We start from the raw sequence: 26,256 nt of genomic DNA, 5'->3' as shown, positions 1-26,256 counted from the left end.
TCGCCGCATGCTGCTCTCCTCCGCCCGGCTCTACCTGTGCACCGACGCCCGCCGCGATCGAGGGGACTTCACCGAGTTCGTCGATGCGGCCTACACCGGCGGCGTCGACATCGTGCAGCTGCGCGACAAGGCACTCGAAGCCGCCGAGGAACTCGAGTACCTCGGCATCCTGCGCGAGGTCGCCGAGCGGCACGGCCGACTGTGGGCCGTCAACGATCGGGCTGATATCGCGGCCGTCTCCGGCACGCCCGTCCTGCACCTCGGCCAGGGCGACCTGCCCCGCTCGGCTGCGCGCCGCATTCTCGGCGGCGACGTCGCACTGGGCCTGTCGACCCACGACGCCGACCAGCTCGCCGCCGCCCGCGCCGAGCCCGGACTCGACTACTTCTGCGTCGGACCCGTGTGGGCGACGCCCACGAAGCCCGGCCGCGCCGCCGTCGGCCTCGACCTCGTACGCGCGGCCGCCGATGCCGACCTGGCCGGTGTCGCGCGGCCGTGGTTCGCGATCGGAGGGATCGACCTCGACACGGTCGACGAAGTGGTCGCCGCGGGCGCGAGCCGGATCGTCGTCGTACGCGCGATCACCGAGGCCGGCGACCCCGCCGATGCCGCGCGGAAACTGCGCGCGCGGCTGCCCGAGATGTGACATCCGCTCAGCCGCGGAGAGTCGGCTCTGGCAATTTCTCGTCAGCCGGATCCCGCAACGCGGGCGCCGGCAGATAGACGGTTCCCCCGGCTTCGCGGAAGGCCTCGGCCTGCTGCTGCATCCCGGCGATCGCCGTCTGTTCGGCGACGCCACCGAAACGGTCGCGGATGTCCTGCGAGATGCGCATCGAGCAGAACTTCGGCCCGCACATCGAGCAGAAGTGAGCCGTCTTCGCCGGTTCTGCCGGCAGGGTCTCATCGTGGAACGCCTCGGCGGTATCCGGGTCGAGTGACAGAGCGAACTGGTCGCGCCAGCGGAACTCGAACCGCGCCTTCGACAGGGCGTCGTCGCGGTCGCGGGCACCGGGGTGGCCCTTGGCGATGTCGGCGGCGTGAGCGGCGATCTTGTAGGTGATCACACCGGTCTTCACATCATCCTTGTTCGGCAGCCCGAGGTGCTCCTTCGGGGTCACGTAGCAGAGCATCGCCGTGCCATAGCGGGCGATCTCGGTGGCGCCGATCGCCGAGGTGATGTGGTCGTAACCGGGCGCGATGTCGGTCACGAGCGGGCCGAGCGTGTAGAACGGGGCGCCGTGGCAGAGCGCCTGCTGCCGCTCGACGTTCTCGCGCACCAGGTCGAACGGGATGTGGCCGGGACCCTCGACCATCACCTGCACGTCGTACTGCCATGCCCGCGCCGTGAGCTCGGCGAGGGTGTCCAGCTCGGCGAACTGAGCGGCATCGTTGGCGTCTGCGGTGGAGCCCGGCCGCAGGCCGTCGCCGAGCGAGAAGGCGACGTCGTACCGCGCGAAGATCTCGCACAGTTCGTCGAAGTGCGTGTACAGGAAGTTCTCCTGATGGTGCGCGAGGCACCAGTCGGCCATGATCGACCCGCCGCGTGACACGATGCCGGTCACCCGATTCGCGGTGAGCGGCACGTAGCGGAGCAGCACGCCGGCGTGGATCGTCATGTAGTCGACGCCCTGCTCGCACTGCTCGATCACGGTGTCGCGGAAGATCTCCCAGGTCAGGCTGCGCGACTGGCCGTCGACCTTCTCGAGAGCCTGGTAGATCGGTACGGTGCCGATCGGCACCGGCGAGTTGCGCAGGATCCATTCGCGGGTGGTGTGGATGTCGTCGCCCGTCGACAGGTCCATGACCGTGTCGGCCCCCCATTTGGTCGCCCACCGCAGCTTGTCGACCTCCTCGGCGATCGAGCTCGTCACCGCGGAGTTGCCGATGTTCGCGTTGATTTTCACCAGGAACGCCCGTCCGATGATCATCGGCTCGGACTCGGGGTGGTTCACGTTCACCGGGATGATCGCCCTTCCCGCGGCGACCTCGGAGCGGACGAGTTCGACGTCGCACGCCTCGCGCACTGCGACGAAACGCATCTCGGGCGTGATCACGCCGTGGCGCGCGTAGTGCATCTGGGTGACGGTGCGCCCATCGAGACCGCGGCGCGGCGGGCGGCTCGCACCGCGCCACTCGGCGGAGGCTGCACCACGTCGAGTCGCGCTGCGACCGTCGTCGTGGAGGTTGCGGGCACGACCCGAGTACTCCTCGGTGTCGCCGCGCGCGGCGATCCAGCCGTCGCGCATCGGCGGAAGGCCCGCCTCCGGCTCGCACGGCGGCCCTTCGGTGCGGTAGACATCGAACGGTTCGTTCGCCGAGGCATCCGGCGAATCGGCGAGCGAGATGCGGGTGACGGGCACCGAAATGCCGTGTTCTTCGTCGTGATGGTGCGCGAGAACGCGCACCTTTTCAAAGGTGCTCACAGGCTCCTACTTCCTACGCCGGCATTACCCGGACAGGTTCTACGGTCGCAGGCAGCTTCAGCCAGATCTCAGCCCGTGCTCGGGCACCCGTGTGGACGGGATGATGCTAGCACGCGGGCGACGACGAAGTCGGCGCCGACCGCCCACTTAGAGTTGGCAGGTGACTTCCTCCTCCGGCGACTTCGAGCTGGCGATGGACGAGATCCGCGTGGTCGCCGGATTCGCCGCCGAAGCAGCGGCACGGATCCTCCCGATCTTCGAACGCGTTCACTCGGATGATCCCCGCCCTCGTGCGGCCGTCGATGCCGCACGGGCGTTCGCCGCCGGGGCGCCCCGCACGATGCTGCAACGCACGACGGCGTTCGCCGCTCACCGTGCGGCGAAGGAATCGACCGATGAGCGCGCGAAGCTCGCCGCGCAGGCCGCCGGTGACGCAGCGGCAGGGGCGTACCTGCATCCGATCGCCAAGGCGCACCAGGTCGCTCACATCCTTCGCGCCACCGCGATCGAGGCGTACCTCGCCGAGCTGGACGGCGTGGGCGATGCGGAGGCCGGTGCTCTCGCTGTCCGGCGCTGCGCGGAATCCGCGAGCCCCGGTCTCATCGACGTCCTTCGCCGATACCCTCCGGCGCCACCGGGGACGAACCGCGTCGCGCAGATCATGAGCATGCTCGACACCGCACTGCGAAACGCCGATCGGTAGTCGGCGGCATCCGCCGCGCCGACCTCCTCGCTCGCCGGGCCGTCTGGGCGGAGCCCCCTCAGCGCAGCGTTCGCACCGCTCCGGTATCGGTGGGCATCGTCATATCGTCGTACGCGGCGCGGGCGACCTCGACTTCCTCGATGTGCGATTCGGCCCACCGCCCGAGTGCTGCCAGCGGCTCTTGAAGGGTGCGCCCGAGTGGAGTGAGGGCATAGTCGACGCGCGGAGGCATCTGATCGAACGCCGTCCGGGAGACGATCCCGTCGCGCTGGAGTTCTCGCAGAGTGTCGGCGAGGACTTTTCCGCTGATACCCCCGACTGCTTCGCGGATCTCCCCGAACCGCAGGGCCCCACCGCTGAGGGCGACGACGATCATCGCCGTCCACTTGTTGGCGATCCGCGCAAGCGATGTCCGCGAGGGACACGTCGCGAGCATCACGTTCCACTCCGGTCTTTCCATGATCACGTCCTTGGTTACGTTGAGGTAACAGGTTACCAAATGTAATCATAGGTCAGATCACACCGATAGAAGGAGAAATGCAATGAGCGAGAACACACCTGCTGCTGTGGCGGATGCCTATTTCAGTGCGCTCGGCAACGGCGACGTGCCCGCCGCGATGAGCCTCATCAGTCCGGACGTCGTCTGGCACCAGCCCGGAGCCAACCGATTCTCCGGAGATCACGCCGGTATCGACGGTGTCGGCGCCATGATCGGCGGCATGATGGAGGTCAGCGAAGGCACCTTCCAGCTCTCGGTGTCTGGGCCCGCCATGGTCAACGGCGAGTTGGTCGCCGTTCCGGTTCGCTTCACCGGCCGGCGCAGCGACGCATCGATGGACATGAGCGGCGTCGATCTGCTCACCGTTCGTGACGGGAAGATCGTCGAGGTCCACCTGTTCTCAGAGGACGGTGCGGCCGAGGACACATTCTGGGGACGCGCCTGAGGCGCGCGCTCGGGATGCGGTGGGGTTCAGGCGCGAGCCGTCTGAACCCTGCCTGCCGCCCCGGTCGAGAGCACGCAGTGTCAGTGGCCGTCGCCGTTGGTTCGTGCGCGCATCCGCCCTGTCTGGTGCGCCCAGATGGCGATCTCGACGCGGTTGCGAGCGCCGAGCTTGGTCATCAGGCTCGCCACGTGCGTCTTCACCGTGCTGAGGGTAATGAACAGCTCAGTCGAGATCTCGCCGTTGCTCAGGCCACCAGCGACCTTCGCGAGCACCTGTTCCTCGCGCTCGGTGAGCGGCTCGATCGGCTGCGGTGGCGGCGCAGCCGGCCCCGCTCCGGCGAAGGCCTCGAGCAACCGCACCGTGACGTTGGGGGCGATCAGGGCATCCCCGCTCGCGGCAGCGCGGATCGCCTGGGCGAGCAGCTCGGACCCTGCATCCTTGAGCAGAAAGCCCTTGGCACCCGCCCGCAGCGCCGCGAAGACGTACTCGTCGAGGTCGAAGGTCGTGACGATGACGACCGCCATCGGGTCATCCACGCCCGGGCCTGCCAGCACGCGGGTCGCCTCGATGCCGTCGAGGTCGGGCATCCGGATGTCGAACAGGCAGACGTCCGGTCGCAGGCTGCGGGCGAGGGCGACCGCTTCGTTGCCGTCGACTGCCTGACCGACGACCTCGATGTCCGGTTGCGCGTCGAGGATCATGCTCAGCCCTGTGCGCACGAGCTCCTGGTCGTCGGCGATGAGCACGCGAATGGTCATGGTGCCCATCCAACACGAGGAAGCACCGCGGTGACGACCCATCCGCCGCCGGGCGCAGGGCCGACCTGGCAGGTGCCGCCGAGCAGAGCGGCGCGCTCCGTCATGCCGATGATGCCGAAGCCCGGCGTCGGCGACGCGGCGACGTCTCCGTCGTTCGTCACGCTCAACCGCACCCCGCGCTCGTCTGCCTCCACGAGCACGTCGACACGGGTGACCTGACGCCCGTGTCGGAGGGCGTTGGTCACGGACTCCTGCGCCAGGCGGAAGACCGCAGCAGCCACCGGCGGCGGGATGCTGCCGTCGTCGCCTTCGACCTTCACGGTGACGTCCGCGCCGCCCGGCCTTGTTCCGGCGAGCTGCTCGATGTCGTCCAGCCGCGGGCTCGGCGCGAGCTCCGCCGTCTCGCCCTGCCGCAGCACTCGCACCATCGACCTCAGCTCGCTCAGGGTCTTGGCCGCCTCCGCCTCGATCACGCCGAGCGCGTCCTGCGCTGCGCGCGGGTCTCGCGCCGCCACCGCAAGACCCGCCTGGGCACGGATCGCGATGGCGGAGACGTGGTGGGCGACCGTGTCGTGCAGGTCACGGGCGAGGTGCTCACGCTCCCGCATCCGGATGCTGTCGAGGAGGCGTCTGCGGGATCCTGCGCGGTAGCGAAATGCGGTGCCGAGCAGCGCCATCGTCAGCAGCAGCGCGAACCCGCCGACGAGCTCGTTGAGCCCTCCCCCTCGGACGAACGTGAGCCCGAGGCTCACGAGGAGAATGCCCGATCCGATCATGAGGTCGCGACCGGATCCCCAGCGGTACAACGCGTACACGATCACCATGACGAAGAGGTTCGTGTAGAGGACGGGGTCGGGCAGGAGCAGGTCGATCGGCACCATCACCACGACGAGCATCAGAAGCGGCTTGGTGCGGCGCCACAGCACGGTCGGCAACACGGCGAGCAACACGATCACCATGAGGACCGGCTGCGACAGATCGGTTCTGAACATGCCCTCGACCACCGCCAGCACGGCGACAAGAGCCACGAGAGCCCAATCCCGCCAGACCCGGCGCGGCGGAGGGGGCGCCGCGCTCGGCGCACTCCACGCAGAACGCAAGAGGCCGGTCACCACGTCAGGATACAAGCGCACCACGGCCCGACACCCCGCGCACGCGTCGGCCGGACCGTCGGCGGCGTCGTCGGATGAGCAACTCCGCAACGACGCTGTTGATCACGAAGCCCGCAGCGACGAACCAAGCCTCACCGTATACGTCGACGTCACCGAGGGGGATCGTCCACAACACCAGCACGAGGGCTTGGGTACTGCCAGAGAGAGCGAGCGCATAGGCGCGCGTCATCCATGCTCCGTGCGCAGCGAAGTCGCGCCGCGTGATCGCGATCACGGCCCGCACGAGAAACACCATCATCGCTCCGGCGAAGACGAGACGAACCATGGCGAGTGCGAGCTCGTCCGTCGGCCCACCGAAGAAGATCGCGAGCCACGCGGCCGACAGTGCCCCGATGAATCCCGCAGGAATCAGGACACGGCCGGCGATGCGGTGCCACCCACGCCGAGTTCGCAGTGCCGGAGAGAACTGGAATGCGCCGAGGACGCAGTACACGGTCATCGCCGCGATGTGCGCGACGATCGGCACCGACGAGAGCACTGTGTCTGCGGGCTCGGTGCCCACCTCCTCCAAGCGAAGCACTCCGCCAATCACGGGTAGGACGCTGAGCAGCAGGAGACCGGTGATGGCCAGCCATCCGCTCCTCGGCCGCCGCTTCTGCTCGGCAAGGGGGCGGGTGGTCTTCATCTGTTGCGACATGTCTCGATGCTCGCCTGATCGAGCGCCCTGGACATCGGCCTTCCGCACGGACTCAGAGCCGTACTTTCGGCCGACCGGATCCGGGCCGTCCGGCCGATGACGCGCTTCCCCGAGACGGCGAGCATCGAGTCATGACAACCAACACGACCATGACCGCGGCCGTATACCGCCGCTTCGGCGCCCCCGAGGAGGTTCACCTCGAGCAACGCCCGATCCCCTCGCCGAAGCCCGGCGAAGTGCTCATCCGAGTGCACGCGAGCACGGTGAGCGTCGCCGATCACCGAGCCCGCGCTCGGGACATCCCCTCGGGCCTCGGGATGCTCGCCGCCATCGGGCTCGGCCTGTTCCGGCCCAGCCGGCCGATCCTCGGCATGGATGCCGCGGGCGTCATCGCAGCGGTCGGCTCTGGCGTCACCGTCTTCGCCCCCGGCGACCAGGTCATCGCCTCGATGGACGCAGCGTTCGGCGGTCACGCCGAATACGTGTGCCTGCCCGCTGACGGCGCGATCACCCGGGCGCCCGCCACCATGACCCTCGAGGAGGCGGTGACGCTGGTGTTCGGCGGCATCACCGCGCAGGGCTTCTTCAACCAGGTCACGATCGGGCCGGGCACCTCGGTGCTCGTCAACGGCGCATCCGGGGCGGTCGGCACAGCCGCGATCCAGCTGGCGAAGCATCTCGGTGCCGATGTCACCGCCGTCACGAGCGGCGGCAACGCACCACTGGTCACCTCCCTCGGCGCCGACCGGGTCATCGACTACACCCGCCAGGACTTCGCCTCGGGAGGCGGCACGTATGACGTGGTCGTCGACTGCGTCGGCAACGCCCCCTTCAGCCGGGTAGAGGCATCCATCAACCCCGGTGGGGCGCTCCTGCTCGTCATCAGCGACCTGTGGTCGATGCTGCGCAGCCGCGGGCAGAGCCGCCGCTCGGGAAAGCTCGTCACCTGGAACGTCGGCAAGCACGGCGCTGACGAGCTCGCGCACCTGGTCAGCCTCGCGGACTCCGGCCGCTACCAGGCCGTCATCGACCGGTCCTTCGATCTGGCCGACATCGTCGAGGCGCACCGCTACGTCGACACCGGCCGCAAGCGGGGCAATGTCGTGCTGCGCATCGTGCACGCCGAAACCTCACACGACAAAAGGAGCACCCGATGAGTACACGTCGATCCACCACCACGACTCTGGAAGAGCAGCAGGTACCGGTCAAGGCCAAGCTCGCCGCCGCGTGGACGAGCTTCATGTTCCTGTACATCTACGTGGACATCCTCGCCTTCTACAAGCCCGGCACCGTCGATGACATCCTCATCGGCGTGGTCTGGGAATTCGACATCACCCAGACCTGGGCGATCACCGCGCTGACCCTCCTGGCGATTCCGATCTTCATGGTCGTACTGTCGACGACGTTGCCAGCCAGGGCCAACCGCATCGCGAACCTCGTCGTGGCCTCGATTCAGGTCCCCTTCGCGGCCTTCAACGCGGTCGGCGAGCTGGGAGGGTCGTGGATGTACTTCTACTTCCTCGGCGTCGCGCTGGAGCTGATCCTTCTCGCCGTCATCCTGCGGTACGCCTGGACCTGGCCGCGCACCGCACCCATGACGGGCCGTGGCGACCAGCCCAGGCCATGAGATCCCCAGTCCGGTGTGAGCCAGTCCGTCGCTGGCTCAAGTGAGACATGACATCCGCGGATTCCGCGGGTGTCATGTCTCACTTGTCGGCGATCTGTCTCATCCGAGTTGTCAGAAATCTGAAGATCTCCAGGTCGCCGCTTCGCTTGGATGTCGGCACGTAGCCGTGTCATCCCACCGAAAGGCGGCGAGCGTCAGAGACTCCGCGGGTGGATTAGTTGTCGCGCGTTGCGTCCTGCTGTTGCAGCCAACTCACGATCGCCTCGTTGAGTTCGGTGGGCTTTTCCTGCTGGATCCAGTGCCCGCAGTCGAGGCTGACGACGTCTACGTTCGGCACGAAGTCTGCAAGCGTCTCGGATTTCTGGACCATGTCTCTGTCGGCGTAGATCATGAGTGCGGGCTGGTGGATGATCGGGTCCACGTCGGCGAGCAGGTGCCAGTTGCGGTCAAGGTTCCTGTACCAATTCACACCGCCCGTGAACCCCGAGGTTTCGAAAGCGGAGACGAGAACGGCGAGTTCGTCGTCGCTCATGACGGGCTCGCCGAGTGGTGTCTCCGCTCGGGCGAGATCGATGAACTCCATCCCCGGCTGAGGCTGCCGAGGGGGTTCGTTCTTCCGGTACAAGTTGCGAAGGAACTGGAACGTGTTCTCATCGAACACGGCGTCCGCGACGCCGGGCTGCCGATTGAAGTGGACGAAGTAGAAGTCACCGCCGAGCACAGCCTCCATGAGTTCGATCCACGGAATCTCTCCGCGCTCCTGATAGGGCAGGCTCAAGTTGATCACCTTGTCCACACGGTCCGGGTGCAGCAGGGTCAGCCCCCAGACGACGCTTGCACCCCAGTCGTGACCGACGAAGATCGCCTGGTCGTATCCGTAGTGATCGAGAAGTGCGACAAGGTCGCCCGAGAGGTGTTCGATGTCATAGGCCGTCACGTCAGTCGGCCGCGAGGAGTTACCGTAACCGCGCTGGTTCGGGACGATGACGTGGTACCCCGCAGCGACGAGTGCAGGCACCTGATGCCGCCAGACGGAAGCATGCCCGGGCCATCCGTGGCACAGCACGATGGGGTTCCCGGCATTCTCTCGCCCGGCCTCGAAGACTTCGAGTTCGACGGCGTTGACGGAGATGAGGGTGGGGTCGGGGAAATCGGACGGGTTCACGGATGCTCCTCTGAGGTTCGCGCCAGATCGCGTTGCGGATCGGCTGCGCTCCGAACGTACGAAGCATTCTGGACACCGGATGTCCTAGATCCTTGGCAAGCTGAGATCATGCGAACGGATTCCGCGGGCAGAGCCCTGCAGCTGTTGTCGCTTCTGCAGACCCACCGCTTCTGGCCCTGTGCCGAACTTGCGACTCGGCTCGGAGTGACCGAACGAACGGTACGCCGGGACCTCGACCGTCTTCGCGAGCTCGGCTACCCGGTCGATTCCATCTCGGGAAAGTACGGCGGCTACCGGCTCGCGGCGGGGTCCCACATACCGCCCCTGGTCCTCGACGACGAGGAGGCCATCGCGGTGGCGATCGGGTTGCGCTACGCCGCCGAAGCCGCCGTCAGCGGGATCGAGGAGACGTCGCTGCGCGCGCTGGTGAAGATCGAGGCACTCCTGCCTCACCGGCTCCGTCGACGCGTGTCGGCGCTGCATTCGAGTGTCGCATCACTGCGGCGGACGGCCGTTGACGACGTCATCCATCCAGAGTCGCTGAGCGTGTTCGCCGCGGCATGCCGCGACCATGAGTACGTGCGTTTCGGTTACCGGCGAAGCCAGGGCGAGAGCAGCAGGCGGCATGTCGAGCCGCATCAGCTCGTCACAGCCGGGCGTCGTTGGTATCTCGTGGCGTGGGACGAAGACCGACGCGATTGGAGAACATTCCGACTCGACCGGATCCAGGAGCCGCGACCGGTCGGCAGTCATTTCACACTCCGCACGATTCCCGGTGGAGACGCGGCCGACTTCGTCGCGAGTTCGATCGGCCTCACTGCCCGCGAACACGATGCGACGATCGTCATCCACAGACCGTTCGCAGAGATTGAGGGCGTCCTTCGGTGGGCCGACCACACCCTGAGGGAGGAGCACGCAGAACACTGCGTCGTCCGAATCCGCAGCGAAGACCTCGGACGGCTCGCGATGACGGTTGCCGAGATAGCGCTCGCCGCTCCAGTGACTGTCATCGAGCCAGCCGAGCTCTCGGGCACCATCGAACGACTCACCACTCACCTCGCCGGGCCGTAGTAAAGCGCGAGTCCGGGCAGCATGAGCGTCACGGCGACGGTGGCGGTCAGCATCCATCCGGCGTTCACCTGCGAGGTGATATCCCTGTCGATCTCGTTTTGTGGTGCATTCGCGCCTGAAGGGTCTGGTCGTTCAGCGAGTGAGGAGGTCTTGCAGGACGTCCGCGAGGGCCTCCACTCCGGCAGTGACATCGTCGGGTTCGGCGGTCTCGGCGGGGGTGTGCGAGGCTCCGGTGGGGTTGCGGACGAAGAGCATTCCAGTGGGGATGATCTCGGCGAGCACCCCGGCGTCGTGGCCGGCTCCGGTGTCGAGAATCGGAGCATCAGGGAGCACGGCCTGCAGGCGATCGCGCAGTACCAAGTCGAACTCCACGGTCGGTGAGAACGACTGCTCGGCCACGGTGACGCTGCATCCTTCTGCGTCCGCTGCCTTTTCGGTCATCGTCGTCACGGCATCGACGATGCGGCTCACTGCGTTGTCATCGCGATGTCGCACGTCCATCCACAGGTCGACCGAGGAGGCGATGACGTTCGTGCCCCCGGGAGTGACCTTCACTCGCCCGACGGTTCCGCGAGCATCGTCGACTGCCAGTGTCTGCTCACGCAGGCTTCGGATCGCCTCAGCGGCGACGACCACGGGATCCTGTCTGTCGGTCATCCTCGTGGCACCGGCATGGTCCCCTCGTCCTTCGATCCTCACGTGCCACCGGCCGTGCGCGATGATCGCGCCTGCGAGCGCGACCGGCCGCGCGAGATCGATGAGCCCGCGTCCCTGTTCGACATGCAGTTCGACGAATGCTGCGATGTCCGCAAGACGTGCGGGGTCAGGACCGATGAGCGCGGGATCGAGTCCGGCAGCCGAGGAAGCCTCGGCGAAGGAGTGCCCTGAGTCGTCGACCAGGGCGCGAACCCGATCCGGCTCCACGACCCCGGCGAGCAATCGGGAGCCCAAGCAGGCGATGCCGAACCGCGATCCCTCCTCTTCGGGGAACACGGCGACGGCGAGCGGACGCACCGGTGTCACGCCGCGGTCCCGAAGCAGATCGACCGCAGCAAGAGCGCTCGCGACACCCAGAGGGCCGTCGAAGTTGCCGCCGCCGGGCACGGAGTCCAGGTGTGAACCGGTGACGATCACGTCTCGGCGTCGCCCGGAGTCCTGTGCGCCCTCCACCTCCCACCAGGCCCAGATGATGCCGTTGCCGTCGGTCTCCACGGTCAGCCCGCGTTCTTCGGCGCGAGCCGTGAACCACGCTCGCAGTTCCATTTCGGCGAGCGAGAAGACCGGACGGGAGTAGCCGCCGCGCTCCGTGTCCACGCCGATGCCGAGGATCTCGGTCAGGAGGGCGTTGGCGTCGGCGTGTGTCGTCGATCCCACGTCACACCCCCGCGAACCGCTGGCCGACGGCACGGAACCGATCGGAGGCGCGCTGCGAACCGGACACCAGGTCGAGGACGAGCTCACCGAGGAGAGGAGCGAACTTCGCGCCTTGCCCTGAGCATGGCGAGAGGATCGTGATGCCGTCGACACGGTCGATGATCATGTCGTCTCGCGGCACGTTCGTGAACAGGCACGTGGATTCGGCATAGGGAGTCGTCAGCAGCCCGGGTGTGAAGCGTTCGACGAAGTCGACGACGCGTCCCCGGTTCGCGGGATCTATCCGGCCGTCTTGATCGCGCGCCGACGGGATCACGCGTCCGCCGTTGTATTCTGCGACCTTCTGGCCGCGGAACTGCGCGTCGCGTCCGCCGGGCAGACTGTAGGTCTGGATGTCTTCGCCCTTGTAGATGAAAGTCGGCCACGAGGTGGCGGCCCCCGGAGGTGTGACTCCGCAGTCCCTGGCGTCGCGGTACAGGAAGTGGAACGCGTTCTCCTGCCGGACCTCGAACTGCGGCAGTGCATCCGCGAATCCGCCGGGCAGGTCGAGTCCGCCGAGCAGAGCAGGCAGCCAGCCGCCGGCGGCGACGACGACCTGCTCGGCATGCACCGTGTCGCCGTTCGTCGAGGTGACCAGGTAGCCGGATTCCGCATGGCGCACCGATGTGGCCTCCCAGCCCAGGCGCACTTCGGCACCCGCGGCGCGGGCGAGGGCCACCATCGTCTCGACGGCGAGCTCGGCATCGATGGTGCCGGCCGAAGGGTGCCACAGTACGTCGCTGTCGAAATTCAGCTGCGACCATCGCGCCTTGGCGTCTCCGGCAGTGAGGAGCTCGTGTTCGATGTCGTTCATGTCGAGGGCGTCGGCGAGTCCCCGTGGGTCGCGCACGATGCCGCAGTCGAGCGCTCCACTCGGGGTGATCACCTGAGCACCGCTCGCCGCTTCGAGTTCTGCCCAGCCGCGCTGCGCCTGCACGACCAGATCGACGTAGAACGGGTCGTGGTAGGCGTAGCGGAAGATACGCGCGGACCCGTGAGAGCTGCCGAGGTGGGATGCCGGCACATCACGCTCGAGCAGGATCACCTCGGCGCCCGACTGGGCCAGACGCCACGCAACGGATGCTCCGCTCAGACCGGCACCGATGATGGCATAGCTCGCAGTCTCGGCGACTGCTTCCTCGCCTCTCTCTCCCACGGTCAGGCCAGGTCCGGCGCGTCCCAGAGGTTCAGCTTCGTGCCGATCCCCTGAGCGACGGCGTTCTCGTAGACCGTCTTCGCCCAGGCGACGTCTTCCACGCCCATGCCGCCGACGCTGAACAGCACCGGCTGCTCGTCGAACTCGCGCCCCGGTACGGTGCCCTCGAACACGTCGCCGATGTTCACGACGCGCGACTCGTCGAGTTCACCCGCTTCGATCAGGTCCTGCCAATAGAGGCCGATCATGCCGAACGCGGTCTCGTGCGACGGGGCCGGGTACTCCTCGGCCCACGCCTCGTAGATCTTCTTGGCGTCGGCGATGAGTCGCGCTTTGCCCGAGAGCGTGTACTCCTTGTCCATGCGCAGGTTCGCCGGCAGGCTGAGGAACGCACCCGGCTTGATCCAATCACCGTCGATGTAGGGGTAGTTCTCCGAGCCGACGAGCCCGGTCACAGCCTCGGAGACGATGTCGGATTCCCGCACGGCGGCCTCGACGGTCTCGGCGATCTCGATCGTCGTGAACTGCGGATAGTGCTCGCGCACATAGTCGGCGAACGCATCCGACGTCGAGCGGCGTCGGCCGTTGATGCGGATGGTGTCGAGCGTGGGCCTCGCCGTCGTCATGGCGTGCAGCGCGCTCTTGTTCATCGCGCCCGGGCCGATGATGCCCAGGGACTTCGCGTTCACCGGCGCGAGCTTCTTCGCGGCCGCACCGGGGACGGCGGCCGTTCGGTAGGCGCTTTCGAGATTGCCGGACATGATCGCGAAAGGAGCCCCGGTCTCCTTGTCGTTCAGGACGATCAGATGGATGGATCGAGGAAGGCCCTTCTCGCGGTTATCGATGTTCGAGCCGTACCATTTGACCCCGGCGGTGTCGAAGCGCCCGCCGAGGTACCCGGGCATCGCCATGAAGCGGCGATCGGCGGCATCGAGCGGCATGCCCGGGAAGGGCGAGCTCTCAGGGAACCCGATCTGTGCGCCGTGCGAATTCGCCGAGCTACCGGCCATCCGGTAATCGCCCTTCGCGACGAGGATCAGCACCTCCTCCATCACCTCCATGCAGCGAGCCATGTCCTTCATCCCAGCTGCGATGACCTCAGGCTCGCTGAGGTAGAGCATGTCGATGCGGGTGCGGGGCGCGCTGTCAGTAGTCATGTCGAGTCCTCCATGTCGGGTGCGTGATGACCAGAGAACAGGTGTTGACAACCCCAGGTCAAATACCGTTTCCACGCCCGATTGATAGCGTCTCGCTCGCAATCCTCCGGAAACAAGGCGGTAATACGAAACCCGTATCGTTCCCGCCATGGAACTCCGTCAGCTGCGCTACTTCATGGCCGTCGCTGATGAGCTCCACTTCGGCCGGGCGGCGCAGAAGCTCCACATGTCGCAGCCGCCGCTCAGCGTTCAGGTCGGACGCCTCGAGCGCGAGGTCGGCATCTCCCTCTTCGACCGCAGCACTCGGCGCGTACAACTCACGCCGGCCGGACGTCACCTGCAGGAGCGTGCGCGCAGGATCCTCGACGAGGTCGACACCGTGCGCGCCGACATGCGTGACTATGTGGATGGACTCACGGGCCAACTCAGCGTGGGATTCGTCAGCTCGGCGAGTTACACCGTGCTTCCCGACGTCGTCCAGCTGTTCCGGTCGAGAAGCGCGAAGATCGCACTCACGCTCGTTCCTCTCACCTCGGGCGAGCAGCTGGAGCGCTTGCGAGACGGGGCACTGGACGTCGGGATCGTACGCGACGAGGATCCCTCGTCCGATCACGCTTCGTCGATCCCCCTCACCGCGGAGGTGGTGTTCGAGGAACGCCTCGTCGCCTGTCTGCCGATCGGGCATACGCTCGCGCAATGCACCGAGGTGACCGTCGACCAGATCGTCGACGTGCCGATGATCTCCTACCCTCGTTCCCTCATGCCCGGCTTCGTCGATCGCGTCACAGATGCACTCTCCACTGCCGCTCACGCCATGAACGTGGTCGAGGAAGTCGTCCACCAGGAGACCGCGCTGGGGTTCGTCGCGGCCGGCATCGGCGCGAGCATCCTGCCCGAGTCCGTCCGTCAGCTCATTCCGGCATCCATCGCCGTCGTCCCCCTCGCCGGCGCCCCGAAGACACGTCTGCTTGCCGTGCGGCAGACAAGAGCGACCGGTGACGCGCGCGGAACCGCATTCATCGAGTGCCTTCGAGAGGCGGCCGCGTCGTCAGGCGTGCTCAACGGCTTGCGGAGCTCGAAGCACTCGCCAGGGCCGCAAGCTTCCACAGAGCAGCCACAGAGGAGTCGACCTGCTCTCGATTGATGGCGCCGCTGACGAACTGCAGCACGAGCCCGTCGAGTGCCGCGAAGACGGCGCGCGCAAGAGCGTGCTCATCGTCGTTGACCGAGTCGCCGAACATGCTGCGTGAGACTTCGGACGTGTACTGGTCATACATGGCGATGATGTGGCTCCGGATCGCTTCGTCGCGGCTGGCCTCGAGGATCATCTCGAACTGATAGACGTGCAGGTCTTTCTCTTCGCTGAGAGTGGACCACAGTGCCGACCTGTAGTCCTCGGCCGATTCGAGGAACCCGGCGAGATGCGAATCGTTCATAGCCGTCGTCGCAGACCACGCGAGGGCAGCCGAAGCCAGCGATGACAGCGATCCGAAGTGGTGGGCGACCAGAGAGTTGTTGACCCCGGCCTCCTGCGCGACCTTGCGGAACGTCATGCCGTGAAGGCCGTGGCGGGCGACGACACGGACCGCTGCTTCGATGAGAGCCTCCCGGCCCGTGCCGTACTTGATGCGCTGCGGTTCGTCGGTCATGTTGGCACCTTACCTTCCCGGACCACCTTCGGACACAGGAATTGAGCAAATGCTTGACATTGAATTCAGCACCTGCTCAAATGGCTTCATCATCCGCCTTGTTCAAAGGAGAACGCCATGGCGTCGACCAGCACCGAATCGCCCGCCGAGCAGACCACAGCACTCAAACGCAACAGTCTCGGCGTCGTCGGCGTCGCCTTCTTCGTCATCGCCGCGGCGGCGCCCATGGCCGCCTTCGTCGGCGCCGCCCCTGTCGTCTTCTCCCTCGTCGGCAGTGGCGCACCGGCCGTCTACATCATCGTCGCCGCGATCATCGCTGTGTTCGCCGTCGGGTACTTGAAGATGAGCCGCCACATCACCAATGCCGGAGGCTTCGTCGCCTACATCGCGCGCGGGCTCGGGTCGCGTGCAGCCACGGGATCCGCCGGCATCGTCGTGGTGACTTATCTCGCCCTGCAGATCGGACTCGTCGCCCAGTTCGGAGTCTTCGCGCAACAGTTGGCAGCGAGCGCCGGACTCGACGTGCCCGTCTGGGTGTGGGTGATGCTGGCGATCGCCATCACGACGGTGCTGGTCATCCGCGGCGTCGACCTCAACATGAGGGTCCTCGGCGTCATCATCGCGCTCGAGGTGATCGTCGTGGCGGTGCTCATCGTCGGCATCCTGATCGCCTTCCCCGGGCAAGACGCGTCTCTGGTGAGCTTCAGCCCTGCGGTGCTGGCGAACCCGGGGGTCGGCGTCGCCGGTCTGTTCGTGTTCACCTGCTTCACGACGTTCGAGGCGACCACGGTCTTCGCCGAGGAAGCGAGGAACCCACGCCGCACGATCCCGATCGCCCTGTTCGTGGTCATCGGCTTCGTCGCGGTCTACTACACCCTCGCCACCTGGGCCGTGAGCTACGGGCTCGGCGCCGACAACGTGCAGCAGGCCTCGGCCGACAATCTTTCCGGCGTCATCTTCGATCTCGCCTCGCGCGCCGTGGGCCCCTGGCTCTCGCTGGTGCTGCAAATCCTGGTCCTGACGAGCTTCCTCGCGATGCTGATCGGCGTGCAGAACATGTTCGCCCGCTACTGCTTCGCCCTGGGACGTGCGCGGGTCCTCCCGCAGATCTTCGCGCGGGTCTCCCGGGTCAAGCGGGCACCCCACGTCGCCGCTCTGGTGGATGCCGCCGTCTGCGTGGTCGTCCTCGCGATCTTCTTCGCCGCCGGGGCCGACCCCATCGTCGTCATCTACGCCTGGTTCGTCGCACTGGGGACCATCGGGTTCATCACGATGATGACGCTCGCCTCCGTCGCCATCCTTGCCTTCTTCATCCGCGAGCGGCTTGAGACGGGCTTCTGGAGCACCAAGTTCGCTCCGGCCCTCGCACTCCTGTTGAACGGCGCCGTGCTGGTGATCGCACTGTCGAACTTCGATGTCCTCCTGTTCGGCGACGGCACCATCGCGAAGGCGATGCTCTGGCTCATTCCCCTCGCCTTCGTCATCGGGTTCATCATCCCGAGCTTCCGCAAAGACATCGACTTCAAGGTCGTCGCGATCGCCTGACGATCGCACGCCCCGACATCCTCGCCCCGAAAGGAACCCCCACAGTGAACTCCACCGACTCGAAGGCCCATGCGCAGGGCTTCATCGCCCAGGATGACTGGCCCGACGTCTCCGCGATGATCGACGGCTTCGGCGAGCCGAGCCTGCCCGCCAGCGAAGCGCTGGCGGGTCACACCATCGACATCCGCTTCGATGATGGCCGGACGATCCGGCACGAGTTCCGCTCCGCGCACGAACTCACGAGGACGGTCCTCACCGGACCGGGTGCCGGCTCATCCGGCATACTCTCCTACCGCGCCGTGGAGGTGCGCCCGGGAATCCAGATCATCGATGTGGTCGAGGGCGCAGACGCGGAAACCCGAGCGATCACCTTCGTGATCGACCTCGCCGACGGCAGGGTCACGGCCGCGGAGAGCGGCATCACGCTCACCGACGGTTCGGGACGCACCGACACGCTCTTCTTCTCCGGGCGCATCGACGGGATGGGCGAGATAGAGCCACGTCGGAGCAGCGACGAACTCGTCGGCAAGCGCATCTATTACCGGTACAGCGAATCGGAACGATACGAGCACATCTACCTCAACGGAGGAACGTTCGTCTGGCATTGCATCTCCGGTGCAGAATCCGGACTCGCCGACGTCGACCAGACGAAGACCTTCGAGCTGGCCAACGGGCTCGTCATCTTCTACTGGAAGGAGAGCGTGATGCCCGTGGAGAGCTTCCTCGTCGTCGATCTGCACGAGCAGCGCTCAATCGGTCGGATGTTCTGCTGGGAGAACTCCACACAGAGCATCGTCCACATTCCCTTCGACAGCCGTTTCACGATCCTCAACGAGACCACTTACCCGAACGACTGATCCGCTCACGGATCAGAAAGGCACGACGATGTCCGACTTCACCAGCAATGCCAGATTTGACCGATCCGCGGCCGAGCCGTTCGAGGTGGGGACGGTCCAGTGGACCCGCCGACCGGGAGAAGGAGACCGCGAGGCGCTTGCGTCCGGATTCTGGTTCATCACACCCGAGGAGACTCCCGGTCCGATGCGAGTCGTCGGACATGCCGACGAGACGGTGTACATCATCGAGGGCCATCTGCGCATCGAGCCGGAGAACGGCGACGCATTCGAACTGACCGCCGGATCCGTCGCGACCTTCAACAAGGACACAGCCGCCCTCTGGACCGTGCTCGCACCGACCGTCGAGTTCTTCGTCTACTCCTGAAGGCCCGGTCATGACAGCGCAGGACTACGACGTCGTCGTCGTGGGAGCTGGTTTCGCGGGTCTCACAGCCGCCCGTGAGCTCACGTGGAGCGGTAAACGCGTACTCATCCTCGAGGCGCGGGACCGCATCGGCGGGCGCACATGGCTCGACCGACGCCTCGGCCTCGACATCGAGCTGGGCGGCACGTGGGTCCACTGGATCCAGCCCTTCGTCTGGGCGGAGCTGCACCGATACGGGCTCGGACTGATTCCCAGTCCTGAGCCGGTGGCGGCGTGGCGGCCGGTCGATGGCCGTCCCGCGCCCATCACACCCGATGCCCTCCTCGACCTGCTCGACGAGCCGAACCAGGAACTCGGGCGCGTAGCACGGGAAGTCTTCCCTCAACCCTTCTCGCCTCTCCAGTCGGAGCAGGGCGCACTCCTGGACGACGCGCTACTGATCGACCGTCTCGATGCGCTGGACCTCGACGAGGAACAGCGCGCACTTCTTCGGTCCTTCTGGGCATTGAACTTCAACGGACGACTCGACGACGCCGCGTACACGCAGGCACTGCGATGGCTGGCGGTGGCGAACGGCGACTGGCGCGTGCTGTTCGAGGCGTGCGCGAGCTACAAGATCGCCGGAGGTACGCGCGCGCTCGTGGAGGCGATCCTCTCGGATACGAACGCTGATCTTCGGCTCGGTGCCGACGTCGCCTCGGTCACAGATCGTCCTGACGGTCTGATCGTCGGCCTCGCGGATGGCTCCTCTGTCAGCACCGCATCAGTGATCGTGACAGCGCCACTGCACGCGCTCGGACGCATCCGGTTCGAGCCGGAGCTCCCCGTCGATACCGTGCGCACGCTCGACATCGGACAAGTCGGACTCGGAACGAAGATCTGGTTCTCGGTCGAGGGCGAGCAACCGCACTTCGTCGCGTTCGGGGAGCACGACGCACCCCTGAACTTCCTACAATCGGAGTATCACGTCGACGGGCGCACGATCGTCATCGGATTCGGTCCCGACGCTCATGCCATCGATGCCAGCGACCGGTCGGCCGTGCAACATGCCGTCGACCGGCTCGTGGATGGCCTCACCGTCACCGACGTCGCCGGACACGACTGGACGAGCGATCCGCTCTCCGGTGAGACGTGGCCGATGCACCGCGCCGGCTACCTGAAGACCGGGTTACCCGCCCTCCGAACACCGCACGGACGGATCGTTTTCGCGGGCTCAGACTTCGCCGACGGATGGGGCGGATTCATCGACGGGGCCATCGAAAGCGGTCTCACCGCAGCGCGCAGCATCCTCAATCTCCAGCCGTCCTGGCCCGCCGCCGCTCCGGCGTCGACCTCGACCTCACACGATCAGGAGTCATCATGAACACCGCAACCAGCATCCTCGACGCCATCACCGTGCCGGAGTCCGTCGGCCGAGCGATCCCAGACGCCGCGACCCGTGAGACCATCGGTCACGCGCCCGTCCACACCCTCGCAGACCTCGAGGAGGCCATCGCGGCGGCCCGAACCGCTCAGCCGGCATGGGAAGCACTCGGTCACGCGGAACGCAGCCGTATCCTGCATGCCATCGCCGACGACCTCGAGGCCAACGCCGAAGAACTCGCCGTGCTCCTGTCCCGGGAGCAGGGAAAGCCGCTCAACGGTCCTAACGCGCGCTTCGAGGTCGGCGCCTGCGCGGTGTGGACCCGCAACGCCGCCGACACCGTCCTGGAGCCGGAGGTCGTGTTCGAGGCGGGGGCCGCGCGGGCGGACGTTTACTATGGTGCTCTTGGCGTCGTCGGCGCCATCGGTCCCTGGAACTGGCCGATGATGATCTCGGTCTGGCAGATCGCACCGTCTCTGCGCATGGGCAACGCCGTCGTCGTGAAGCCCAGCGGTTTCACCCCGCTCAGTGTGCTCGCGCTCGTCGAGATCTTCAACCGGCACCTCCCGGGCGGCGTCCTCACCGCCGTGACGGGCGACCGCGAGATCGGTTCCACTCTCGCCGCCCATCCCGGTGTGGACAAGATCATGTTCACCGGTTCCACTCCGACCGGACGCAAAATCGTCGAGGCGTCAGCGAACAACCTCGCGCGGCTCACTCTCGAGCTCGGTGGCAACGACGCCGGCATCGTCCTGCCTGGAACGAACATCGCCGCGCACGCGGAGGATCTGTTCTGGGGATGCTTCATCAACACGGGGCAGACCTGCGCGGCCCTGAAGCGTCTCTATGTGCACGACTCCATCTATGACGAGACCGTCGATGCACTCGCACACCTCGCGCGCACGATGCCGATGGGCCACGGCCTCGACGAGACGAATGTGCTCGGCCCGCTGCAGAACCAGAACCAGTTCGACATCGTCCTGCGTCTCGTCGATGAGGCCCGTGCAGCCGGAGCCAGAATCGTGGCGGGCGGCGAGGCAGCGACCGATCTCGGACCGCTGTTCTACCAGCCGACCGTTGTCGCCGACATCACCGACGGCACGTCACTCGTCGATGAGGAGCAGTTCGGTCCCGCCATCCCGGTCATCCGCTACACCGACATCGACGACGCCATCGCTCGCGCGAACGCCAGCGAGCAGGGTCTCGGGGCGTCCGTCTGGTCCGACGACCCCGAGGCGGCTCTCGCGGTAGCCCACCGACTCCAGGCCGGAACGGTGTGGATCAACCAGCACGGCGCACTCAACCCGCAGGTGCCGTTCGGAGGTACCAAGGCCTCCGGCTACGGACAGGAGTTCGGTGCTGCAGGCTTGAAAGCCGTCGCCGCACCGAAGGTCATCAGCCGATGACGTTCGCCGGTGCCAGCGTCGAGAACCATGTCGTCGTCATCACAGGTGGCGGCACCGGAATCGGCGCCGCCATCGCCGACAGATTCGCCGCCGAAGGAGCCCGTGTCGTGCTACTGGGCCGGCGTGCTGGTCCCCTCCAGGAGGTCGCTCAACGCACGGGTGGTCTGCCGATCGTCGCCGACGCCGGCGATGCGGTATCGGTGAAGGCTGCCGTCGCCACGATCATCGCGACGTACGGGCGAGTCGACACCCTCGTGTGCAATGCCGGCGGCGGCGGGTTCGCGACGGTCGAGAACACCGACGATGCCGACTGGGCAGCTTCCATGCACGCCAATCTGACCACCGCATTCACGATCTCGCGGGAGTTCCTTCCCGTATTAGCACGGTCACGCGGTCGCATCGTGATGATCTCGTCACTCTCGGGGCTATTCGCCGGTCCTGCCATGGCGGGATACGTGACAGCCAAACATGCCGTCATCGGGTTGACGAGGTCTCTCGCACGGGACTACGGATCTTCAGGCATCCGCGTGAACGCTATCTGTCCCGGATGGGTCCGCACGCCGCTGGCGGACGAAGAGATGGATGAACTCGTCGAGCATCTCGAACTCGCCGACCGCGAAGAGGCGTACGCCCTAGTGACGACCGACCTGCCACTGCGCCGGGTAGCAGAGCCCGCAGACATCGCGGCTGCCGTGCGGTTCCTCGGCTCAGACGAGTCGGCGTACATGACCGGTGCGACGCTGGTAGTCGACGGAGGGGCGCACATCGTCGATCTGCCGACACTCGCATTCGAAAAGGCGAGGGCGTAGTGGACCTCGACATCGATGGGCGGGTTGCTGTCGTCACCGGAGGCGCATCCGGCATCGGTCAGGCGTGCGTGACAGCTCTGGCTGACGAGGGCGTGAGCGTCGCGATATTCGACCAAGATCCACGAGTAGCAACGGTGGCAGCCGAGCTCGTTCGCAATGGGAAGTCAGTCACTTCGCACGTGGTGGATATCACGGACGAGAACAAGGTCAGCTCAGCGGTCGCGGACATGATCGCGCATCACCGCGGACTCGACATCCTGATCGGCTGCGCCGGCATCTCAGGTCCCGTAGGCGTAAAACTAGCGGAGACAGACGCAGCCGACTTCGATCGGGTCCTCGCGATCAACGTGCGCGGAAATTACCTGATGGCCAAGCACACGATGCCACACCTGGAGAAGAGTGAGGTAGGCACGATCGTCATGGTCGCGTCCGATGCGGCATTGGTTGCCTTTGAGGGCATGGCGGCATACAGCACGTCGAAAGCGGCGGTCGTAATGCTTGCTAAATCGATCGCTGTTGACCACCCGGGCGTCCGAGTCAATGCACTCTGCCCCGGAATCGTCGACACCCCGATGTCCCGAGCCGACCTTGGCCGAGTCGAACACGGTTTCGAGGGCACTGGGCTGCCGGTCATGAAGGCTTCACAGCTCGCCCGCCACGTCCTCTTTCTCGCGTCACCAGCAAGCGCACCGATCAACGCCACGACACTGGTATCAGACTTCGGGTATGCATCTCGCTCGGCGCTAGGCGAACTCGGTTTCGTGAGCTGACGCACTGATCCAGAGATTCGCCTGCGCTTCTGATGGACGCACACCGGAGCCGTCTACCGAAGAACGGAAGCTGTGTGCGGAAGATCGACAACAGATGCGACTGTCCGATCTCACGGGAGCTGTCACGACATGAGACGCACGAACCGCGGAAATCCGGGTGAAGACTGATCGGCTGATTCGCCGTTTTGTCTCACGCGACTTGTCATTTTTTCGCGCCCACTTCACTCGCGCGCGCCGGACCTCACTAGCAACTCGAATCAGAGTGCGGGTCGCCAACTCAATTTGTTAGCCGGAAAGCGAGAGAATGGTCATCGTGACAGAGACCCGAAGAGTTGCGGTGCTGCTCGGCGCGGGTGCGTCGTTCGACGCTGGCATACCGCTCACTGCCGACCTAACGGAGCAAGTGTTGGCATCGGTCAATCAGCCGTCAGAGGTCCGCGAACCTTGGGTCAAGGCGATCAACTTCGCCCACGCGGCGATGTTCAGCTACGCGGCGAGAGACGGCAGCAACCCGATCGGGGCGGTCAATATCGAGCGTTTGATCTCCGCGCTGCGCCTTCTTCGCGGACGGGACGGCCACGAGGCGGCGCCGTTCGTCAGTTCGTGGCGCGACCCGGTTCTACCGGAGGGGCGAGTCCATGCGGACAAGTGGAACTCAGATCGGTTCGTCCGAAACCTGTCGCAAGCGCTGGGCTTAGACGGGAGCGATCGCGGCGGGCGCGGCGCAGCTAGTAGGAAGAACGCGATCGAGAACATCGGATACTTCATCGCGGAGTTCGCCGACGGAGCCAAAAGGCCGGTGCGTCGCGGCGACTACAGCACTGCTGACGTGCAGGTACTGCGCTTGCTCGGCACTCTTCTCCGGATACAAAAGCCCGTCGACTACCTTTACCCGCTTGTCGATCTCGCCCTGGCACAGCCGGAAGGGCTCGACGTCGTGACACTCAATTACGACCTCGCGGTTGAGCAAGCCGCGAGCGAGCGTTCGGTGCCAATTGAACGAGGAGTTGGCGATTGGCCCCGCGAGCGGATCGGGTTCGATGTCGTCGCGCAAAAACTCCGCCTCCACAAAATTCATGGTTCTCTCGACTGGGAGTTGGAGGCGCACGGGCAGTCCTCGACGCGACTCAAAGTTGCGGAGGGAGCGGTCGAGCAGCCCTGGATCGTGGTTGGCGACCGGGAGAAGCTTGCGACCGACGGTCCGACCCTCGAACTGCTTCACGCCGCAGAGGAAGCGATCGAGCGCGCAGACCATCTCGTGATCGTGGGCTACCGCTTCGCGGACGCGCACGTCAACCACGTCATCCGCAATTGGATGCTCCGATCCGAGACGCGGACCGTCGGGGTCATCGAGCCGACTTGGTCTTATCCCGAACCCGGGTCGTTCTTTGGCCAGCTCGTCAGCGAGTACGGCGGATCGTGGCGGCACAATCTCACCGAGCGCCCCCAGCGGGTCTTCGGGTATCAGGGCGGCGCGCGGGCCCAGCTCCCCTCCGCGCTTTCGACGGAGAAGCTCGTCGCGGACACCATCGTCATCGCGGACGTCGGCGCGGTAGTCGCGGACAATGGGGCGATCTTCGTCGAAATCGAGCACGGCGGTCGGCATCTGTCCCACGTGGGATTCCGAGCCAATGCCGGGCGCGTGACGCCCGAGTTCGAAGGCAGCGATTTGTCCCGTGTGACGTCCTACGACGGCGTCCCGTCGAGAGTGAACTCATGGCCGGCAGGCGAGAGGATCACGCTCCGAATCTGGCCGACGCAACGGTACGAGACGCTCACGCTCGAGATCGAGGGCCGAACGCTCGCCTCCGAACTCCAGACAAAGGTGGACGTACCGCTTTGACGCCCTCCCCGACACAGTTAGGAGCCCGGACGCCGAGATCACCCTTCGGTGACCACGACCGCCGATAGATTCTCGAAGTCGAACTGGATCGGCTGGAACGAACCGTGAAAGAACACGCCAGACGCGCGCCCCGGGATCGTCGGCTCGGTGATCGGAGCACGACTACCGAGCACCGACTCCTCGAGAAGATGGTCGGGGGTCGGACCGAGCGGCAATATGGGAAATGCCGCCAGATCGTCGCTTTCCGGGAACCGACGGCGACCTGCCACGGCGAACACGGCACCGGCCACAACGGAGAACATCCATGCCTCGACGAGAGTCGTTTCCGCATCGACCCTCAACGAGGCCGTCTCGAGGTGAGCCCGCCGGTTTGGACGATATAGGAACGTCAGCAAGGGCCGATCAAAGAGAGGCGCGGAGGACTCGAACGCACTCAGCGGGATCGTTCCGTCCCCAGCCAGCACGGGTACCCGCATGACGTCGACGCGGACGTCGTCACGCGTGCTGACCGCCAGGCCATGCTTGACCTTATTGAAGCCGCTGTTCACAGCCAACTCGTCACGCGTCAACAACCCGATGGCATGATTCGTCCACGCCACCGCGACGTCAAGTGCTCGCTGCAGGTTGTCCTCCACCTCAACGCCGAGGGGGAGGAACAGCTCCGGAAACGACGGCGGCTCGTCAGCATTCAATCGCGCCGCCACAGCCTCGGCCACCTCTTTCATCGAGATCGGACTATCAGCGATACCTACCCACACCGACGCCGCATCGCCCTCCCTGGGAGCCGCAACCGACAGTGCATAGAGCAAGCGCAGGAGCGTCTCAGCAGCGTGGTGACGCACCGAGATCGCATCAACTGCTCGTTGACGATCGCGAGCACTATCACTCGTCTCAAGCGGGTCCGGCTCCTCCGGGGGCAGACCTAGACGGCTCCGGAAAGACTGCATGGCCTCACCGTCATGCTCCGGCTCACGATCGCCGGCCAGCAGCAGCTGCTCAATGCGAGGCACGAAATACTCGAGCGGAGAGGACCGAAAGAACTCAGCATCGAGGCGAAAAGCCTGATCCTCAGTCAGATTCAACCCCTGCGGATTGATCGTCAACATGCGACTCCCTTAGTAGCACGGCCTGCCTCGAGGTCCGATCGGCGGCCGTGGTCGTGAGCGTGCTCGTTGTGGATACTACTGCGAAGGGTCAGTCGGTTTTTCGGATGGACAGAGCCTCGAGAGCTCTCAGTCGGCTGTCCCGGTCGCCCGTGATCTCGGCGACCTTCGGGCGCTGGCCGATGAGGTCGGAGTCACCGAGGAGATCGAGCAGGATGTCGTTCATGGCGTCTCGAAGCTCCAGGTGCTCGTCGGTGCCGACCTCGACAGGGTCGGACGTGGTGAGCGGCAGCACTACGAGCAGGTCGACGTGGCACAGCG

At 65.9% G+C, this 26,256-nt stretch carries 27 protein-coding genes and 1 riboswitch; of the genes, 15 read left to right on the top strand and 12 right to left on the bottom strand.

All coding sequences use genetic code 11. The annotated features are described in order from the left end of the window. Window positions 1-7 precede the first annotated feature (7 nt). Window positions 8-646, top strand: coding sequence for a thiamine phosphate synthase (gene thiE / locus MRBLWH12_RS17735; protein ID WP_363551081.1), 639 nt, complete (start codon window positions 8-10; stop codon window positions 644-646). A gap of 7 nt (window positions 647-653) precedes the next feature. On the opposite strand, the gene thiC is transcribed toward thiE, so the two are convergent. Beyond that, window positions 654-2,423, bottom strand: a complete 1,770-nt coding sequence (gene thiC, locus MRBLWH12_RS17730; protein ID WP_363551079.1) for a phosphomethylpyrimidine synthase ThiC — start codon at window positions 2,421-2,423, stop codon at window positions 654-656. After that, window positions 2,417-2,524: riboswitch (TPP riboswitch) on the bottom strand. It overlaps the preceding gene by 7 nt. A 59-nt stretch (window positions 2,525-2,583) precedes the next feature. On the opposite strand from thiC, the gene MRBLWH12_RS17725 reads away from it, so the two are divergent. Continuing rightward, window positions 2,584-3,126 carry a putative immunity protein gene (locus MRBLWH12_RS17725; protein WP_363551077.1) on the top strand — a complete coding sequence of 181 codons (543 nt, stop codon included), beginning with the start codon at window positions 2,584-2,586 and terminating at the stop codon, window positions 3,124-3,126. Window positions 3,127-3,184: 58 nt separating this feature from the next. Here the strand turns inward: MRBLWH12_RS17725 and MRBLWH12_RS17720 are convergent, their stop codons facing one another. Beyond that, complete coding sequence (locus tag MRBLWH12_RS17720; RefSeq protein ID WP_341975938.1) at window positions 3,185-3,586, bottom strand: winged helix-turn-helix transcriptional regulator; 402 nt, start codon at window positions 3,584-3,586, stop codon at window positions 3,185-3,187. A gap of 82 nt (window positions 3,587-3,668) precedes the next feature. Between MRBLWH12_RS17720 and MRBLWH12_RS17715 the strand changes: the two genes are divergently transcribed. Continuing rightward, window positions 3,669-4,070, top strand: coding sequence for a nuclear transport factor 2 family protein (locus MRBLWH12_RS17715; protein WP_363551075.1), 402 nt, complete (start codon window positions 3,669-3,671; stop codon window positions 4,068-4,070). Between the two features lie 80 nt (window positions 4,071-4,150). Here MRBLWH12_RS17715 and MRBLWH12_RS17710 read toward each other — a convergent pair whose 3' ends face one another. From MRBLWH12_RS17710 to MRBLWH12_RS17700, 3 genes are read right to left on the bottom strand one after another with little or no spacing between them, the layout of a single operon-like run. After that, window positions 4,151-4,828: a response regulator transcription factor gene (locus MRBLWH12_RS17710; RefSeq protein ID WP_363551073.1), complete on the bottom strand. Its 678-nt coding sequence runs from the start codon at window positions 4,826-4,828 to the stop codon at window positions 4,151-4,153. Next, on the bottom strand, window positions 4,825-5,940 hold the full coding sequence (locus MRBLWH12_RS17705; RefSeq protein ID WP_363551071.1) for a sensor histidine kinase: 1,116 nt from the start codon (window positions 5,938-5,940) through the stop codon (window positions 4,825-4,827). Before MRBLWH12_RS17705 ends, MRBLWH12_RS17710 begins: the two co-directional genes overlap by 4 nt. Before the next feature lie 4 nt (window positions 5,941-5,944). Then, window positions 5,945-6,637: a DUF2306 domain-containing protein gene (locus MRBLWH12_RS17700; RefSeq protein ID WP_363551069.1), complete on the bottom strand. Its 693-nt coding sequence runs from the start codon at window positions 6,635-6,637 to the stop codon at window positions 5,945-5,947. A 131-nt stretch (window positions 6,638-6,768) separates the two neighbouring features. On the opposite strand from MRBLWH12_RS17700, the gene MRBLWH12_RS17695 reads away from it, so the two are divergent. After that, entirely contained in the window at window positions 6,769-7,794 is a 1,026-nt protein-coding gene (locus MRBLWH12_RS17695) for an NAD(P)-dependent alcohol dehydrogenase (protein WP_363551067.1), read from the top strand. Beyond that, window positions 7,791-8,264, top strand: a complete 474-nt coding sequence (locus tag MRBLWH12_RS17690; RefSeq protein WP_363551065.1) for a DUF6326 family protein — start codon at window positions 7,791-7,793, stop codon at window positions 8,262-8,264. The genes MRBLWH12_RS17695 and MRBLWH12_RS17690 overlap by 4 nt, the downstream gene beginning before the upstream one ends. A 214-nt stretch (window positions 8,265-8,478) precedes the next feature. On the opposite strand, the gene MRBLWH12_RS17685 is transcribed toward MRBLWH12_RS17690, so the two are convergent. Then, on the bottom strand, window positions 8,479-9,429 hold the full coding sequence (locus MRBLWH12_RS17685) for an alpha/beta fold hydrolase (RefSeq protein WP_363551063.1): 951 nt from the start codon (window positions 9,427-9,429) through the stop codon (window positions 8,479-8,481). A 108-nt stretch (window positions 9,430-9,537) separates the two neighbouring features. Here MRBLWH12_RS17685 and MRBLWH12_RS17680 point away from each other — a divergent pair, with 108 nt between their 5' ends. After that, the gene (locus MRBLWH12_RS17680) at window positions 9,538-10,500 is read left to right on the top strand and encodes a helix-turn-helix transcriptional regulator (protein ID WP_363551061.1); all 963 of its coding nucleotides are present in this window, start codon (window positions 9,538-9,540) and stop codon (window positions 10,498-10,500) included. A 132-nt stretch (window positions 10,501-10,632) separates the two neighbouring features. Here MRBLWH12_RS17680 and MRBLWH12_RS17675 read toward each other — a convergent pair whose 3' ends face one another. Genes MRBLWH12_RS17675 through MRBLWH12_RS17665 form a run of 3 tightly spaced genes read right to left on the bottom strand, consistent with a single transcriptional unit; the run spans window position 10,633 to window position 14,226 of the window. Further along, entirely contained in the window at window positions 10,633-11,874 is a 1,242-nt protein-coding gene (locus tag MRBLWH12_RS17675; protein WP_363551059.1) for an allantoate amidohydrolase, read from the bottom strand. A 1-nt stretch (window position 11,875) separates the two neighbouring features. Continuing rightward, complete coding sequence (locus tag MRBLWH12_RS17670) at window positions 11,876-13,069, bottom strand: FAD-dependent oxidoreductase (RefSeq protein WP_363551057.1); 1,194 nt, start codon at window positions 13,067-13,069, stop codon at window positions 11,876-11,878. Window positions 13,070-13,071: 2 nt separating this feature from the next. Then, entirely contained in the window at window positions 13,072-14,226 is a 1,155-nt protein-coding gene (locus tag MRBLWH12_RS17665; RefSeq protein ID WP_363551055.1) for a tyramine oxidase subunit B, read from the bottom strand. Window positions 14,227-14,374: 148 nt separating this feature from the next. On the opposite strand from MRBLWH12_RS17665, the gene MRBLWH12_RS17660 reads away from it, so the two are divergent. Next, a complete protein-coding gene (locus MRBLWH12_RS17660; RefSeq protein WP_363551053.1) occupies window positions 14,375-15,370 on the top strand; it encodes a LysR family transcriptional regulator in 996 nt (331 codons plus the stop codon). Here MRBLWH12_RS17660 and MRBLWH12_RS17655 read toward each other — a convergent pair. Further along, window positions 15,285-15,875, bottom strand: a complete 591-nt coding sequence (locus tag MRBLWH12_RS17655; protein ID WP_363551052.1) for a TetR/AcrR family transcriptional regulator — start codon at window positions 15,873-15,875, stop codon at window positions 15,285-15,287. The two genes, MRBLWH12_RS17660 and MRBLWH12_RS17655, sit on opposite strands and share 86 nt — an antisense overlap. A gap of 117 nt (window positions 15,876-15,992) precedes the next feature. Here MRBLWH12_RS17655 and MRBLWH12_RS17650 point away from each other — a divergent pair, with 117 nt between their 5' ends. The 8 genes from MRBLWH12_RS17650 to MRBLWH12_RS17615 all read left to right on the top strand — a co-directional run bounded on the left by MRBLWH12_RS17650 (window position 15,993) and on the right by MRBLWH12_RS17615 (window position 24,832). Continuing rightward, complete coding sequence (locus MRBLWH12_RS17650; protein ID WP_363551050.1) at window positions 15,993-17,420, top strand: APC family permease; 1,428 nt, start codon at window positions 15,993-15,995, stop codon at window positions 17,418-17,420. Window positions 17,421-17,464: 44 nt separating this feature from the next. Continuing rightward, complete coding sequence (locus MRBLWH12_RS17645) at window positions 17,465-18,277, top strand: MoaF C-terminal domain-containing protein (protein ID WP_363551048.1); 813 nt, start codon at window positions 17,465-17,467, stop codon at window positions 18,275-18,277. Window positions 18,278-18,305: 28 nt separating this feature from the next. Continuing rightward, the gene (locus MRBLWH12_RS17640) at window positions 18,306-18,641 is read left to right on the top strand and encodes a cupin domain-containing protein (RefSeq protein WP_363551046.1); all 336 of its coding nucleotides are present in this window, start codon (window positions 18,306-18,308) and stop codon (window positions 18,639-18,641) included. 10 nt (window positions 18,642-18,651) lie between these two features. Continuing rightward, window positions 18,652-20,004 (top strand): flavin monoamine oxidase family protein, encoded by a 1,353-nt coding sequence (locus MRBLWH12_RS17635; protein WP_363551045.1) that lies wholly within the window; start codon window positions 18,652-18,654, stop codon window positions 20,002-20,004. Beyond that, window positions 20,001-21,410, top strand: coding sequence for an aldehyde dehydrogenase family protein (locus tag MRBLWH12_RS17630; RefSeq protein ID WP_363551044.1), 1,410 nt, complete (start codon window positions 20,001-20,003; stop codon window positions 21,408-21,410). Before MRBLWH12_RS17635 ends, MRBLWH12_RS17630 begins: the two co-directional genes overlap by 4 nt. Continuing rightward, a complete protein-coding gene (locus MRBLWH12_RS17625; protein WP_363551042.1) occupies window positions 21,407-22,219 on the top strand; it encodes an SDR family NAD(P)-dependent oxidoreductase in 813 nt (270 codons plus the stop codon). Before MRBLWH12_RS17630 ends, MRBLWH12_RS17625 begins: the two co-directional genes overlap by 4 nt. Beyond that, window positions 22,219-22,989, top strand: a complete 771-nt coding sequence (locus MRBLWH12_RS17620; RefSeq protein ID WP_363551040.1) for an SDR family NAD(P)-dependent oxidoreductase — start codon at window positions 22,219-22,221, stop codon at window positions 22,987-22,989. Before MRBLWH12_RS17625 ends, MRBLWH12_RS17620 begins: the two co-directional genes overlap by 1 nt. A gap of 313 nt (window positions 22,990-23,302) precedes the next feature. Next, entirely contained in the window at window positions 23,303-24,832 is a 1,530-nt protein-coding gene (locus tag MRBLWH12_RS17615) for an SIR2 family protein (protein ID WP_363551038.1), read from the top strand. A 38-nt stretch (window positions 24,833-24,870) separates the two neighbouring features. Here the strand turns inward: MRBLWH12_RS17615 and MRBLWH12_RS17610 are convergent, their stop codons facing one another. Together MRBLWH12_RS17610 and MRBLWH12_RS17605 are read right to left on the bottom strand one after the other, a co-directional pair. Then, window positions 24,871-25,938, bottom strand: coding sequence for a hypothetical protein (locus MRBLWH12_RS17610; RefSeq protein ID WP_363551036.1), 1,068 nt, complete (start codon window positions 25,936-25,938; stop codon window positions 24,871-24,873). 88 nt (window positions 25,939-26,026) lie between these two features. Then, window positions 26,027-26,230: a hypothetical protein gene (locus tag MRBLWH12_RS17605; protein ID WP_363551034.1), complete on the bottom strand. Its 204-nt coding sequence runs from the start codon at window positions 26,228-26,230 to the stop codon at window positions 26,027-26,029. Window positions 26,231-26,256 lie beyond the last annotated feature (26 nt).

Source organism: Microbacterium sp. LWH12-1.2, assembly GCF_040675825.1.
GTDB lineage: Bacteria > Actinomycetota > Actinomycetes > Actinomycetales > Microbacteriaceae > Microbacterium.
The sequence above is the reverse complement of the archived record's forward strand: the minus strand, read 5'-3'. Positions and strand labels throughout refer to the sequence as shown.